Consider the following 15336-nt stretch of genomic DNA (forward strand, 5'->3'; position numbering starts at 1 on the left):
ACTGAGCTCGGGCAACCGAACGGGTGAGGGTGGACTTGGCCGACATCGTCTATAGTTATCGAAGTCTGCTCTAGAAAAACTTTCGTGTCTTCGTAACGGGCAGTTGCATTTGCGCCTGCCTTTCGAAGACCGCTCACTCGAATTGCCTAGTCATGAAGTCAGAAATCCGCCGCATCGCCTTCACTTGCGACTTTTTTCGCGCTGATTTTGAACGTGGCCGTTTCGACAATTACCAGTACAGAAATCTTGACTGGCTCTACGCGATTCTTGGCGCAGACGAATGGGCTGAAGACTGGGGTGTCGAAATCGGCCTTGTTGTGCCGGATCTCGACGCAGCCGGGTTTCGCACGGTTGTTGGAAACGATGGGCTTTTCCATGACTATACGCGGCCGAACGGAAAAGCGTGGCCATCTGTATACGACGTCGAAGGCTCTTCCCCCTGTTTTTCCACGACGTTCGATCGATTGAGTGAATACGATCTGATCGTGGGCTTTGAACTCTCGCCTACGATCAAGCGCAACCTTGATCTGCGGGGTACTCGATATATAAGTTTGCATATTCATCCCGTACGCTTTCTTAGGGATATCTGTTTTTTTGCCGTGACCAACTGGCCACACGCCCGATCCCTGTTCGACAAGGTCGCTAATCCCTCGTCGGAAATAGGCGTGCAGGTAAGGCGTTGGCGTGCGCTTTTCGCGAGGAGGCGCGACCTGGCGTTGAACGTGCCGAGGCCGGTCCCGATTGTTGTCGGGCAGACGCACAAAGACGCCGCAGTAATCAGCAACGGGGCTTTTGCAACTTTGGCTTCGTACGGTGAACGGCTCGCAATGCTGCTGGAGCCATACTCGGAGGTGCTGTTTCTCGGGCATCCGTTCGAATCGAGAAATGCCACGGCAATCGAGTATTTACGAGTCGTTCAAGGCAAGTCGGTGATTTCGATAAAAGCCAATGGATACGGTGTAATTTTCTCGCCCGAACCAATACCTTTGGTGGTGACGTTGTCGTCATCTTTGGGCGTCGAAGCGGCGTTGGCTGGACGCGAAACGAGTTTTCTACTGGCGTCGCCGATCGAGCACTTTGTGACAGACGGTGTGGACATACGGGGCGGTGTGATGATCGGTCATGCGTTGCTTACCGATTTTTTCGCAGAAACGCTTTTCTGCGGAGAGTCGAAGGATGGCGTGTCGCTTCTCTCCAGTCAAAAGAGCGGTGATCCCTTCTTTCTTGGCGACGATTATTTACGAAAAAGCCTCGAATCATGGTCGTTTGACGGCTTGCAGCGCGTGTCCGAACTGGAGCGTGTCCGGAGAAAAATTTTTCCGGCTGCATCATTGACCTTGGAGGAGATCGATACTCTGTTCGAGGAGCACGGAGGAAAATCCCGATCGGGCCGGCTGACGAGTGTCGGAGTGACAGAACCTGGTGATGCTGTCGTCGAAGTGTTACCTCGGCCCTGCGCGGTGGGTTCAGATTTCAGTTTAAAGTTTTCGGCACCCAATGTACGACATTACTTGACCTACGGGTTTCATGATGCGGAACAGTGGGGTGTCTGGAGCAACGGACGAGAAGGTCATGTGCAGATTCCGGTCGATGTCCCCAAATCTGGAGTGTGGACCATCGAACTCGAAATGTCCGTGCTTGTCGTGGAGGAGCTATTGCAACTGGCTCCCGTGTTGCAACTTGAGGTCTACGGTGTTGAAGTCGCCATGGTTCTATTCCGTTCGTCTATCAGTCACCGGCAGCAAATACGCGTCACGGTTGATGCCATTTCTCCGCTTTGTGAAATTCGCCTGGCACTGACACATACTACCGACGACCTGGTAGGGGCTGTCGGGCATGAGCGAACCTTGGGTTTTGCTCTTTCCGAGTTGCGGTGCGCAATTACCAGTGCGACCGGGGATCGGCGTCGGAACCCTAATGACGCAGACGGCATTGCAATCTTTGGTGCCGCTGCGGGCGGCCCGATCTTCGTGCCCAAAACTTTGACGGCTTGAGGCTTTGCAAGATGACTGATTTATCAAACTGTTTGCAAGCGTTGAACTTTGCCTTCTCGGAGGTCGAGCAAGATCTCTTACGCGAAACATCAAGCCTGAAAGCGGAACTGTGGGACTTAAGGCGGGAAGTTTCTATTCTTCAATCGACGAATAGCGAGCTGGTTGAGCAGTCCCGGGTGCTGGATCAGGAGAATGCGAGACTGACGACGACTTCGAATGAACTGCGCGAGCAGGAAAGTCTATTGCGGTTTGACTTGCATCTTGCGCAGCAAAGTCATGAAGAAGCGGACCGCGTCATGCAACTGCAAATTCAAAAACTTGCGGAGATCGACCGAGCCAACGTTGACCGGATGAGGTCGATTCACGCTGATGTGGAAAAGAGGGAGCAGTTCTATCAGAGCCAGATCGACGTGGCCGCTGTGGAAAATCGCGAGTTGCATCAGAAAATTGATCGGTTGGTCGAGCAGCACGTAAGTGAGCGTGCGGGGTTCGAAAGGGAGATTCGGCGGTGGGAAGAAGACATCGCTGAGTTGGAGAGGCTGAGTAAAGAATGGAAAGCCAACGCGCAGGTGCAAGAGCAGCGTTCTAGGTCTCTAGCCCAAAAGCTGCGGGAGGAACGACGTTCACTTCTGGAACTTATCCCTGCGGTAGAAGCCGGACTTATAAAGATTTGCCGCACCCCAGACGACCAGCTCCAGGCCATTGATATCTTGCGAAGGATATTCTCGGAAGTTCTTGACCAATCGTCTTCAGGTAAGGCGACCGGCTCAGATCCAGACGATGACGTTTTATAGTGGCAGAGGCGACACGATTCTTCGCGACATGTTTTGGGTTTATTCTTGGCCGCACGATCACATGCTCCAGAAAAATAGACTTAAAATCAATGGCTTGAAAATAACAAAACCGTGGGCGATTCCGCAGCGTTCAACGGCTATAACGAGCCACGTTGACGGGGAATCGAATACCGAAATGTCTGTTCATGCGTTCTTTTCCCGTACACCGAAATTTTTCGATTGGCTCGAACGGAAAAACGTCTGGAGCGATATTTAAGACCAACTATGGGACCAACTTTGACACCTGATCCGATCCGATTAATGAGTGAGATTCGAACTGAGATTTCGGGGCGAAATGGCGGGCGATCAAATCGACGGAGGCCGACTAAGGGTGATGCGGCGTCGCCGGTAATTGTGAAAGGCTCAACGCAGGTGTCCGCGGACCCAGCAACGGAGCGCGTTCCCGCTCCAATCCGGTTGCGGTATGCCCCGAGAAAGTCATTGTTTTCTGATGCGGGGAACAATGGATTTCGCAGGACTCAAAACACCGTTCACGTACGTCAGTTGATGAACGGCAGCGACGATGAATTTATCGAACGTGCGTATCGAACCATTCTTGGGCGTCTGCCGGATCGTGACGGGTTTTCCCACTACGGCCGTCTGTTGAAAGACGGGAGGCCACGGATTGCTGTTCTCGCAGCGCTTGCGGCGTCTGCTGAAGGGAGGCAGTTCGGTTCCCGCATAAGAGGTCTTTGGCTGCGGGGTGCTTTGCATCGGCTCGGTCGCTTACGCGTTTTGCGTGGCGTAGTGCAACCGCTGACAAAACGATTCATCGAACCCGAACACGCGTACGGCATGGATGAGTTTCAGGCACTTAGCGGTGAAGCACTCGTCGACCACGCTTATCGCACCTTTCTTGGGCGACCAACGGATGACGTTGGCCGCGCGCACTATCTCGGCCAGTTGGCCTTAGGCGCGTCACGCGAAAAAATCGTTGCGGATGTTGCCCGTTCCGCTGAAGCGCGGAGTCGAAGCGTGCGGCTCATGCCCGACCGAACTGGAATCTTCAAAGGCTTGTCCCGCTTGCCTATCCTCGGTGCACTCTCCCGCCTTCTAGCGTTGCCGCGCGAGCTTGCTGATCTTAGATCGCAGCTTTTTGTGGTGCAGAGAGATGCGGACGTTCTGGTCGACCAGTTGACCTCGGATTGTCGTGCTCGAGATGAGGCTTTGACGGCTTGTTTCTCCGAACTTGAGAAACGCCACAATGAGCTCATTCAGTTTGCTTCGTCGAGGATTAGTCAGAGCACGTTTGCGACTTCATTGGCAACGCTGGAATCATCGGTTGTCGGTAAGCTTTCTGATCGAAGCGAAGAAAGTGTGCGAAGCGAGTTTGAGCTCGTCAGAAAACACGTCGAAGTTCTGTCGAACGATGTTCAGGGCGTACAGAAAGAGTATTTGGGATACCAGTCCACGCAGCGTTCTATGCTGGGCGAACTCAGTTTGCGTGTGGATGATCAGGAGAGCGACACCGTTCTTTTAAAGCAGACGGTCAAGCTGCTCACAAAGGCTCAAGACGAGATGCTGGACGGCCTGACTACCCGCAGGGAACTGCTGGAAGCAGAAATGAGAGGGAAGGTGGGCCGTGATGAATTGGCAGCGTTTGGGCAACAGTATGTCAGTTTGATACGCGACAGCGCGAGCCGGGTCGAGCTTAATATGGCGTTACGATCCATTAGCGAACTGGCAGATGAGTTGGCGTCGATCTCGAACCTCAAGACAGCGGTATCGGAGTCGGATCAGACCGTTGAGCAGTTGCGGCGGAGGCTTGATTTCCTTGGAAAATCTAACGAAGCAACCGATGGCCTGAGTCGTTCGTGGCGATCGACACGCATGTAAGCAAGATCTTACGTGGTCATAGAAATCGGTTGAATAATGGAGACCTCCTTGGGAGCCTGTTCTTCGATGGCCACGCGTTATTAATTGCTTCGAGAGCGTTGTCGTCGGATCCGACGGCGCGTCGGGCATTAGCCGACGTAGTGCATTGCCTTCAACCCATCTGCTGTCGTTTTTTTTAGCTTGCAGCACGGACTGCCACAAGACATGAAATTTCGCATATTGGTCTGCAACTTCTATCCCGCCAATTTTCCGCCGTCGAGTGGTGGCGAACAACGAATCTTCTATCTCTACAGCCATCTGTCGAACTGGTTTGACGTTACGCTTCTAACGCTGACCTATCCGGATCGCGAAACCGAGGTTATCGAGCATAGCGAGACCTTCAGAGAAATTAGAGTGCCGAAGCCGGCTGTCTCAAATCCGCTTCATTGGGAATTCGACAAAGCAGGCTTGGGTGCGGAATGCTCCGGTCTTGTGGTTGCTCTGGCCGGCGCGAATGACAGTCTCTATCGCACTGAACTTGAAAGGCTCATAAACAATGTGGACGTGGTCGTCCATGAATCGCCGTTTACCGTACCGTACGATCGAAATTGGGGACTTGACGGAAAGCCACGGATTTACGCTTCCCAGAATATTGAGTGGCGGTTGGCGCGGCAGGTATTCTCCGGCGATATGGCGGATGACGCCATTTCGTTTGTCCAGTTTCTCGAGGCGAAATTGCTCGATCGCGCCGATCTCGTTTTTGCTACGAGTGAAGAGGAGCGCGAGAGGTTTGCCACAGACTATTTCGACATCGACTCAAGAAAGATATACCTTGCGCCCAACGGGTTTGAACGGCCGTCCGCACCGCAAGTCGATACCAAGCCTACGGCGAAAGCCGGGCGACGTGCGTGCGTATTTTTGGGCAGTGGTCATCCACCTAACGTGGAGGCCGCGCATTTCATTATCAGCACGCTCGCCCCCGAGTTTCCCGAACTGGACTTCCTGATCCTTGGTTCCGTATCGAAGCGGATTACACTGGATTTGCCTTCGAACTGCAAGAGCTTGGGCTTCGTGGAAGAGTTCGAAAAAAACCGCCTGCTCGCAGAGTGCGTTGTTGCTCTAAATCCGCTTTTTTCAGGTGCGGGCACGAACTTGAAAATGCTCGACTACATGGCGGAGGGAGCAGCAATTCTCACGACACCGGTCGGAGCGCGTGGAATCGATCTGGCGGATGGACAAAACGCGATCGTGGCGTCGCCTGAAGAATTCGTCAATTCGCTCAGAGAATTATCAGCAGACAACAAACTCCGCGAAAAACTGGGTGCTGCCGCGCGTGATAAGGCGTACGCCTGTTATTCGTGGCGTACCATCGCTGGCAACGTCCGCGATGTGATCGAAAGAAAGCTTGGCAATCAGCTTGGCCGCGACAGGAGCGCCGCCGATACGAGGCTTCGGGTGCTGGTGGTCAATGACTTCGCTGTTGGAAATGCGACCGGAGGTGGGCAAGTTCGCATATCAAACCTACTGAATGCGCTCGGTGCGTGCAACGAGGTTACGTTTCTCTCGTTTGGCGATGCTGTCGAAAGCAGTCGGAGACCACATCGGAAGTTTGGCGAGATCGTGGTTGCAAAGACCGCAGAGCACACGTTGGCAGAGGCGCAATCGAGCGAGGGTGAATACATCTCAGTGGCCGATCTGGTAGCTGCTGAGCAATGTTTGTCGAACAAATCGTTGATCGAAACGTTTTCTCGTCTGGTGCGAGAAGCGGATGTCGTGGTGTTTGAGCATTGCTACATGGCGCCGTTAGCCGAGCTTGTACCTGCGGCCAAGCGCGTCGTGTATTCGTCGCATAACGTTGAAGCCGTCATTAAAACTTCAATCCTGAGTCATCGGCGAGACGGATCCTTCCGGGCAGCACAGGCCAAATGCTTTGAGGATTCGTTGCTCGCGCGCGCGGATCTCGTCGTTTGCGTATCGTCCAGCGACGCAGACTATTATCGTGAGCGGGTTGCCGGAAAGCGTTGCATCGTCGTTGAGAACGGAGTCGCGAACTGTCCGAAGACTGTCCGGATTCCTCGAACGGAAGGCGCATCGGCGATATTCGTCGGCAGTAGCCACATGCCGAATGTGGACGCTGCGAAATTCATTGTAGAAAAGCTTGCGCCAAAGCTTCCCGACGTTCGGTTCGTTATCGTTGGCTCGGTCTGCGACGCCATCGCCTACATGAACATGCCCGACAATGTTCACGCGGCCGGTGTTGTCGACGAGGCGACGAAGAGTCAACTTTTCGAAGAAGCGTCTATTGCGATCAACCCGATGTTCTCGGGTGGTGGATCGAGTCTGAAGGTTCCAGACTTCCTCGGCGCGCAACTGCCACTAATTAGCACCGAGTTCGGCGTTCGCGGGTATGCACTTGTCGACGGAACCCACTATGTCAAGTCGGACGCCGAGACGTTCGCGTCCGTCCTAGGGAATCTCCTTCGTGACGCCTCTCGTCAGCTGACGATCGGGCGAAATGGGCGTGAATACGTTAGCAATTCCCTCACGTGGGGGGCACTGGGGCGTCGATATCAAGAGGCATTGGGCGAGTTGTTTCCCGGCAGCGTAAGAAAACGTCTGCTCGTTGTTACATATCGATTCATGGAGCCAGCACCCGGCGGCGCCGAGTCGTTTCTGAATCGCGTTCTCGATGGGCTTTGGAAAAACGGCAACTATGAGATTGACGTGGCGGCGCCGGAGATCGACACCATAAGAAACCGCTGGCACTTCGCGGGCGACTATGAAGCTAATCTTCCATCGCTTCTGGACCCTCAGTACACCAGGGCTGTCCACAGATTTGCATTAGACATCGAAGAGAGAGAGGCGACGCTCGATCGTTGCCGGTCTCTGTTCTCGATGTGGGCGGAGGAGACGGTTGCGCACGCAAGGTCGTTGACCAGTGCGTTGGACGCACCGTGCCTGCTTGGAGGCTGGAACTTTGCCGAAACGGGTCCCGGTGGCCTGCAACGCTGGACGACTTCCAGATCAGAGATCCTGGTCGGCACGAACATTTCCGAAGTCGTGATCGACGGATATAGCCCTACTCCCAGAAGAGTGACTGTGTTCCACGACGGCGAGCAGATCCATTCGCAATCGGTGAAAGACGATTTCAGTTTCACGGTGCGACTGGTCGAACGCAACAAAGATTCCGTCGTCACATTGGTCTGCGATAGCTGGTTTGGGGCTGAGGATCCTCGGTTGCTGGGGGTTCTGATCAAGAACATTTTCTTGCGCAGAAATGGAGTTCAGGCCTTGATTCCTTTGACTGAAGATTTCGAAGTTGCGATGCGACGTTCGGACTCCGAGGCCTGGGTCAAAAGTCTGGTTCGCTTGACGGATCAACGCCCGCGCAGTAGCGATGAGATTTTCTTTAGCGCGCGTGGACCTCATTCGGCGACGATGGAGACGTGGCTTCATGCCCATATGGCTGAATACGATGCGGTGCTCATTCAGGGCGTGCCGTTTTCCACATCGGTGATGGCCGCTCGCGTAGCACAGGAATTGGGTGTGAAATACACGGTCCTGCCTCACTTTCACATGGAGGATCGGTACTATCACTGGCGGGACTTTTACGACATTTTCAGGGCAAGCCATACGACTGTTGCAGCTCCTCGGTGCAGCAAGGAATATTTTTTTGACGCGATAAATGCGCCAGCTACAGTCATTCCAGGCGGGGGTGTCGATCTCGCCGAATTCGAGAGCGAACATCTTGCCGATGCGTTGACTTCTTTCCGTACAATGCACGCGGGTTCGGCTCCTTTCATCCTTGTGTTGGGTAGAAAGGCGGCGGGCAAGAACTATCAGCTCGTTATGCAGGCGGTCAAGCAGCTTCGAAGCTCGGGGGTGAATCTGGAATTGCTGATGATAGGACCGGACGACGACAAATTGGCGGTGGAACCCGACGGCGTCATTTACTACGGCCCTCAGCCGCGATCGGTTGTGCTCGGTGCACTGCAGGATGCCGTTTGCGTGGTCAACATGAGCGACAGCGAAAGTTTCGGCATTGTCGTTCTGGAAGCGTGGCTGGCCCGTCGCCCCGTTGTTGTACAGCGAAACTGTCTGGCGTTCGGGGAACTGATTGACGACGGCGTCGACGGTTTTCTCGTGGAGTCCGTCGGGGATATTTGCACTGCTGTAAAAAAATATCTGCAGAGCCCCGAACTGGCGCTTCAGCACGGCGAGCTGGGACGTGCGAAGGCGTTAGACTATAGCTGGGAGTCGATCGCTGGCATGTTCGATAAAACGCTCTTTCCGTCGTCGGTATCTCTAGGCTCGTTTTAAGGCCTGCGAGTGGATGATCGGCTCCCGGTTGCACAACCTCTTTAGCTGTCTGGGGAGCTGCGCAAGGCCGCTCTCGCCGGCGGTGTGGACATGAAACACAAACGGAATAGATGAACATGGAAGTGAGCGCAGAGCATGTTGCCGATGCCCAGGTAACGCCAGACCTTGTAGTGGATCGGGTTGTAAGTTTAGGTTCAAATTGCGAGCTCACCGCGAACCTTCGGCGCTACTTTAAAGCGGATCGTACATACCCTTTTGACTGGTGGATCACGCCGCTCGACTCAATCACTCAGTTGCTCGAAACAGAGTTCGATGGGCTCTTCAATCCGGAAAATTTGCAAGTCTCCACCGACGGACAAACCGTGATCTGCAGGAAATTCAATTTGCTACATCACCATGATTTTTCGCGCGATGAGCAAGGAAAGGTCATTCCGGCGCTCGCTGAGCAACTACCGGGGTTACGGGAGAAATTCCTCAGCCTGAAAAACCGTTTCATGTCGGATTGTGCAACCGGGCGCGTTCTGTTCGTGCGTAATCGAAGTGTTTTTGACAGTAATCTGGTTGCGCAGGAGCCCGATAGCGACGAGTCTTTCCGTTCACTATTCAAGCTTCTTTGCAAGCTGTTTCCTCAAGCCGACATAACCCTGCTGGTGACCAATGTGGGGAAGAAAGGGGCGTTGGACGACGGCCGGATTCTGTTTGACGAGATGACAAACTATGGCGACGCCGACGACTACACTGTATCGCCCAAGGGCTGGGACGAGCTATTTGCCCGGCAGCGAATTCGAATTTTCGAGCCCGCTAGTCTGGGGTAGTGAGATGTCGTTCTTCCCTACAGCAGACTTCGTTTCATGCAGAAAAGGAAACGTAATCTGTTTGTTGTGGGCGCACGTTACATTTTGAAGAGAGCAGATTGAAACTGATTTTGGGTGTGGATTCGATCGTACCGCCATTGACCGGAATAGGTCGATACACGTGGGAATTGGCAGGGCACTACGAAACGCTTCGCGGCGATCTGGATTCGCTGCGATTTTTCTTTGCGGGCCGATGGATAGAACGGCGGGAAGATCTTGTTGGAGACAGAACGAGCTCCGCTTTTAAAAAACGTAGAGCGTCGCGTCTTCGAATGCCAACGCGTTGGCGAAATTGGAGTCTGACACGTGACCTACGCGGCCATCTGTTCCATTCACCCAACTATTTTTTGCCTGAACAGGTGGAGGCGGGGATCTCGACCGTCCACGATCTTTCCGTATTCAAGTACCCGGAGACACACCCTGTTGCCCGCGTGCGACACTTCGAGGAGAAATTCGCTGCGACGTTGAAGCGGAGCGTTCATCTGATCACCGACTCGGAGGCCACGCGTAAAGAGGTCATCGATTATTTCAACTGGCATCCCGACCGCATTACTGCTATTCCGTTGGGGGCACCGCCTGAATTTTATCCAAGATCTTCGGGCGAAGAATCAACTGAGCTCGCCATCCGTGGGCTGGCTTATGGCGAGTATGCGCTTTGTGTCTCTACGCTAGAGCCGCGTAAGCGTATCGACCTTCTTATTGCCGCATATCAGGCTCTACCGGCGCCACTGCGCGCCCGCTACCCCCTGATTCTGGCGGGCAGTTCAGGCTGGTTGAGCGACGCAATTCAGGAGCAGATTCGACGAGGCGAACAGGAGGGCTGGCTTAAATATCTTGGATTTGTATCCGACACGTTTTTGCCGATTCTTTATGCCGGGGCGCGCGCGTTTATATTTCCGTCCACGTACGAAGGATTCGGACTTCCGGTCCTTGAAGCCATGGCCAGTGGCGTGCCGACGCTCGTTGCAAACTGTTCTTCGCTCCCAGAAGTGGCGGCTGGAGCGGCGTGGCTTGCGGAGCCTGGGAGTCTCGATTCGCTAAGGGAGGGCATTCTTCACGTGTTGGGTGATGAAGAATGGCGCATGTCGGCCATTAAGCGGGGCCTTGACGTGGCAAGCAGGGCAACATGGGCTAAATGTGCCGAATCGACTTTGCAACTGTGCCGCCGGTTTGCATAAGTCAGTTTTGTAAATCGAGTTTGGCAAGCAGAGCTTTGAGTTGCTCGGAGCTGGTGGCCCAGGTCAACGTGTGCATCTGGCGGGTCGTTTGTGCCGTTTTATCGGCCAATTGATTCAGCCATGTCAAAAGCTGCGAAGCCAATTGCAGGCCGTTCTGCGCGATAAAGTAGGTCGCATGCTCTCCTGCGACCTCGCGAAACACGGGTAGGTCGCGGAGGAAAAGCGGCATGCCGTGTTGAGCAGCCTCGATGAGAGGCAACCCAAACCCCTCGGCTTCCGACGCAACGAGTAGTCCATCGAGGTGATGGTACAAACCTGCTATGTCGGCATCTTTGGCGCCGGCAAGCCAAAACAGACGTTTTCCGAATTCGGCGTGATTCTTTATGCGTTCGACGAGCGCGTCGACCTTCCAGCCTTGTCTTCCGGCAATAACGAGCGTCGCCCTCTCTCCCTGGTTCCATAAGGATTCAAACGCGTCAAGAGTCTGGGCATGTCCCTTGCGGGGCTCCAGCGTGCCGACCATCAGCACCGTTGGCCTTGCAGGGCCGCCAATTATCTCGCGCAGCGCGAAACTCTCGGGCAAAGGAGCCGATGTGTCAGGGGGAGTACTCGCGCCGAGATGAAACCAGTCTATTTTTGGTGACGAGTCGTTGAGAGCGAAGCGGCCCCTCATGTAGTTAGCGGTTTCTTCCGACACCGATCTGGAGATACAGAACAGAGCGTCTGCGTGAATTGCCAAGGTGGACAACCAGTGGCTAAATGACCGTCGGGCTCGAGGGGTGAACCACTCAGGGTGAGTGGCGGGAAGAAGATCGTAGACGACAAAAGCGAAACGAACACCCTTGGTACGCCACCCGAGTAAGTCCAATTGGCGACGAGGCATCGTCCGACTACAAAGATCGAGGCCTAGAAAGATATCGCCGTGTGAGACGCGGACGTAATCGTCAATCGTGGGTGCGGAGGTCGATGTCAGCGAGGATAGATATGCGTTCGCGTAGCGATACGACTGTTTCCGTGTGGCATGTACCAGACGAACTTGCAGGTTCCGTGGCGGTGCTTCGAGGAGTTGCAAAACCAGCGATCTGACTACGCGTTGTATGCCTGTCCCGGCATCGTGTGACGCAATGATCGATACGTCGATCAGTAGTTGTCGCTGCGAGTGGGTCCCGACACGGTGCCGCGAGCTAAGCTCCACTACCGCCTGTCGAGCCACCTTGCAATAGCGTGGCAGATGCCACACGGTTATATGCTGCAGGCACACAGCCTTGATCAGGTCGAATGCTCTGATTCGCCGCGCCACCTCGCTCAATTCGAATTCCCTTGGTAAAACTCGTAGGCATCCTGCACCTCGTCAAAGGTGTGCAGTTTGCCTTCAACCAGCACTGCGGCCCGGTCGCAATGTGCCTTTATGTAAGCGGCATCGTGGCTGACGATAATCAGCGAACGGTCTTTTCTTCGCTCGAAAAGTTCATGATGGCATTTCGCATGGAAGCGACTGTCGCCGACCGCAACAATTTCATCGATCAGGAAACAATCGAATTCAATCGCCATCGATATGGCGAATGCCAGTCGCGCACGCATACCGGCCGAATAGCTTTTCACCGGTTCGCGCAGATAGTATCCGAGCTCCGAAAACTCCTGAACGAAAGGCTCGGCGGCTTGTGCATCCGCACCATATACCCGGCAAATGAAACGAAGGTTGTCCATGCCGGTCAGGCTGCCCTGAAACGCACCACCAAACGCAAGTGGCCAGGATACGCTCATTCGGCGTTGAATCTTGCCTGCGGTAGGTGGCTCAGCGCCGCTGATCATGCGGATCATTGTTGATTTTCCCGCGCCATTGCGGCCAAGAATGCCGATTTTCTCACCTCGGGCAACGCGCAGGTTAACGCCGTTCAGCACCCGCCGCCGACCCTGGCGTGTGTTGTAATCCTTACAGACGTTCTGTAATTCGATCATTCCGGCTCCACTCTCATGCCCGCGTCTCGAACGAGAAATAGTCCGATGAACAGAAGGATAAGGTCACATGTCGCCATATACCCGAGGTCATAGTGTGGCTTCACGAGGGAGCCAAAATAACCGCTGCGCAACAGTTCAGTGCCATGCACCATTGGGAGAAGCAGGACAAGTTTCTGAAATGCCGGCGGAATCCAGTCCACCATGAACACGGCGCCCGAAAGCGGAAAGAGTAGGTAGGCGATGGTGTGCCATACACGTTCGATCGTTTCGCTTCTTTCGCTCAACGCCCCAACGATGAATCCGAGAGATGCGCCGAACGCGGCAAGATGAAGCCATCCGAGCATGACTTGCAAAAGATCTTGCGGGGGAGCCATCAGGCCAATAGTCACAAAAAAGATTGTCAGGAACGTGAACGACATAGTCGCCCCGGCAATTTCGAGCAATATTCTTGCAACAAACAGATCGATCACGCGCACGTTGCGGTGATAAAGCAAAGAATGGTTCGGCAGAATGGCGAGCGCGCAGCGATTGGCGCAGTTACGCCACATCAGCACCGACGAGTAGCCGGTTATGGCGAATGCAGTGACTGGCAGCGTGGATCCGTGGGTCGCCTTCATGGCAGTCCACAACGCCAGAATGCCAAGCGTAAACATCATCGGTTCAAAGAAAATCCACAGAAAGCCGACGTTATGCCGGCCATACCGCGTGAGAATCTCCCGCATCAGCAGTGCGCCCACAACGCGCATCTGAATCTGCAGCGACCGGAAGAAAGGAGTGTCGTGGTGCACCGTCTGCTACTCCGTCAATCGTGGTGTTCGCGCACACCGGCAAGCAATAGACTGAGCACCCCCCAGGCGATCATGCCCAGAGCAAAGACTTCGAATATAGCTTTCAGCCGTTTCGGCTCGATTGCCACATCCGGCGTATTCGGTTGCACGAGCCGTTCCAGATAAAGCTGCTTTCGTTGCGCGTCGGCGCGTGCGTTTTCCAGCGCCGCCATGGTCGACGCCAGCTGCTTGTCGGCAAACTGGGAGTCAAGCTGCAGGCGCGCATAAGCCGCTGCTTTATTGGACAGGGAGTTCTTGCCGCCCGTCACGCCGCCCGTTGCAGTCTCGATCTGCTTTTTAAGCGTATCGATGCTGGTCTTCAAGACCGGAATCTGCGGATTCTGCGGGGCGATCGATTGCAATTGCAGCAATTGCGTTTGCGCAGAAAACATTTGTGTCTGGAGCGTGGTGACCTGTTGCAACTGTAGTGCGGACTGCTTTTCCGGATCGAACACGGTATAGGAGTCGCGATACGTTGCCAGCGCCGCTGCGGCGTCTTTTGCCTTGCTCGCTGCCGCGTCGACCTGGTGCTGTGCAAACTCGACAGTATCGGTCGCCGCGCGTTCGTTCATCCGATTGACAAGTCGCTCACTCATTTCAAGCAGCGTCTCGTTGATCTTCGCAGCGTCTGTAGCCGTATAGCTACGAATCTGAAGCGTAGTAATCGCCGACGTCGAATCGAAATCCACCGAAACGATGTGCTTGCCGTAGTACTTCCACAACGCTTCGAAGCTGTCGTCCAGCTTGCGCGAAAAATGGCTCAGAACGTCGCCATGATTCCCGTATGCGTTGGCAATATAGTCACCGTGGTTGAGTTCTTTAAGCGCATCTCGCGATTGGATATAGTCAATCACGGGGTAGGTATCGTCTTGCGCACGCGAGAACCCGGTACCTTGCAGCAGCGCCCCCACCACGCTCGTCTGACCCTGCCGTTGCGCGCTGCGCACCACGAACCGCGACTCCGAGACGTAAATATCCGAAGCAATCAGCCCGAAATACACAATGGCAATTGCGGTCGGCGCGACGACGGTGAGCGCAAAAATGCGATTGACGCCCTTGATGCGTTCGACGAGCCCTTTCTTTTTCCCCGCAGGCTGCAGCGCCTCGTTGTTGCTAGATACTGTTTCCAACGTCTTATCCAAACTGAATTGTTCTTCCAATCCCCTTGCTACGCGAAAGCGTCGCAAAGAGAAGGGTGGGGGGGCACTCGAAAAAGATCTGCAACTCCATGCGAGCGCAAACGTTTCACGTGAGCCAGTGCAAATTCTTACGCAATGTATTTCCGCAATGGCAAACGCGCGACATGCGCGCAAAGCATTACACGAAACATCGCTGACCTATGCCTTCCCGACAGAGCAAGGGCCGCCGATTATAGCCACGCGCTATGCCCTTACGCCATCCCACCTTCTTATCCTTCCAACAAATTTCCTATTTTTTCTTACCCTTACTTATGTTTTATGCCGTAATGATGTATTCTCCGAAGCTTGCTTAAGACCGGCAAGCCACTATTCAAACGATTCCGATGTTTTTAGGGAGGCGCACGTCGGTACGGCGTT

The 15336-nt window shown here is 54.3% G+C and carries 10 protein-coding genes; 6 read left to right on the forward strand and 4 right to left on the reverse strand.

Features of this window, described 5'->3' with window-relative positions:
- Nucleotides 1-152 precede the first annotated feature (152 nt).
- From BX591_RS24455 to BX591_RS24480, 6 genes are all read left to right on the forward strand, one after another.
- Nucleotides 153-1994, forward strand: coding sequence for a hypothetical protein (locus BX591_RS24455; protein WP_111933881.1), 1842 nt, complete (start codon nucleotides 153-155; stop codon nucleotides 1992-1994).
- Nucleotides 1995-2005: 11 nt separating this feature from the next.
- Entirely contained in the window at nucleotides 2006-2788 is a 783-nt protein-coding gene (locus BX591_RS24460; RefSeq protein ID WP_111933882.1) for a hypothetical protein, read from the forward strand.
- A gap of 546 nt (nucleotides 2789-3334) precedes the next feature.
- Nucleotides 3335-4663 carry a DUF4214 domain-containing protein gene (locus BX591_RS24465; protein WP_167444603.1) on the forward strand — a complete coding sequence of 443 codons (1329 nt, stop codon included), beginning with the start codon at nucleotides 3335-3337 and terminating at the stop codon, nucleotides 4661-4663.
- Between the two features lie 204 nt (nucleotides 4664-4867).
- Entirely contained in the window at nucleotides 4868-8962 is a 4095-nt protein-coding gene (locus tag BX591_RS24470) for a glycosyltransferase family 4 protein (RefSeq protein WP_111933884.1), read from the forward strand.
- A 116-nt stretch (nucleotides 8963-9078) separates the two neighbouring features.
- Complete coding sequence (locus BX591_RS24475; RefSeq protein ID WP_167444604.1) at nucleotides 9079-9777, forward strand: DUF1796 family putative cysteine peptidase; 699 nt, start codon at nucleotides 9079-9081, stop codon at nucleotides 9775-9777.
- 98 nt (nucleotides 9778-9875) lie between these two features.
- Complete coding sequence (locus BX591_RS24480; RefSeq protein WP_111933886.1) at nucleotides 9876-10994, forward strand: glycosyltransferase family 4 protein; 1119 nt, start codon at nucleotides 9876-9878, stop codon at nucleotides 10992-10994.
- A 1-nt stretch (nucleotide 10995) separates the two neighbouring features.
- Here BX591_RS24480 and BX591_RS37000 read toward each other — a convergent pair whose 3' ends face one another.
- The 4 genes from BX591_RS37000 to BX591_RS24500 all read right to left on the reverse strand — a co-directional run bounded on the left by BX591_RS37000 (nucleotide 10996) and on the right by BX591_RS24500 (nucleotide 14910).
- Nucleotides 10996-11877: a glycosyltransferase family 4 protein gene (locus BX591_RS37000; RefSeq protein WP_476739456.1), complete on the reverse strand. Its 882-nt coding sequence runs from the start codon at nucleotides 11875-11877 to the stop codon at nucleotides 10996-10998.
- 422 nt (nucleotides 11878-12299) lie between these two features.
- Complete coding sequence (locus tag BX591_RS24490) at nucleotides 12300-12953, reverse strand: ABC transporter ATP-binding protein (protein WP_111933888.1); 654 nt, start codon at nucleotides 12951-12953, stop codon at nucleotides 12300-12302.
- A complete protein-coding gene (locus BX591_RS24495; protein WP_176343119.1) occupies nucleotides 12950-13699 on the reverse strand; it encodes an ABC transporter permease in 750 nt (249 codons plus the stop codon). Before BX591_RS24495 ends, BX591_RS24490 begins: the two co-directional genes overlap by 4 nt.
- A 56-nt stretch (nucleotides 13700-13755) precedes the next feature.
- On the reverse strand, nucleotides 13756-14910 hold the full coding sequence (locus BX591_RS24500) for a KpsE/RkpR family capsule polysaccharide export protein (RefSeq protein WP_111933989.1): 1155 nt from the start codon (nucleotides 14908-14910) through the stop codon (nucleotides 13756-13758).
- Between the last annotated feature and the right edge of the window lie 426 nt (nucleotides 14911-15336).

The sequence above is a fragment of the Paraburkholderia bryophila genome, from assembly GCF_003269035.1.
Lineage (GTDB): Bacteria > Pseudomonadota > Gammaproteobacteria > Burkholderiales > Burkholderiaceae > Paraburkholderia > Paraburkholderia bryophila.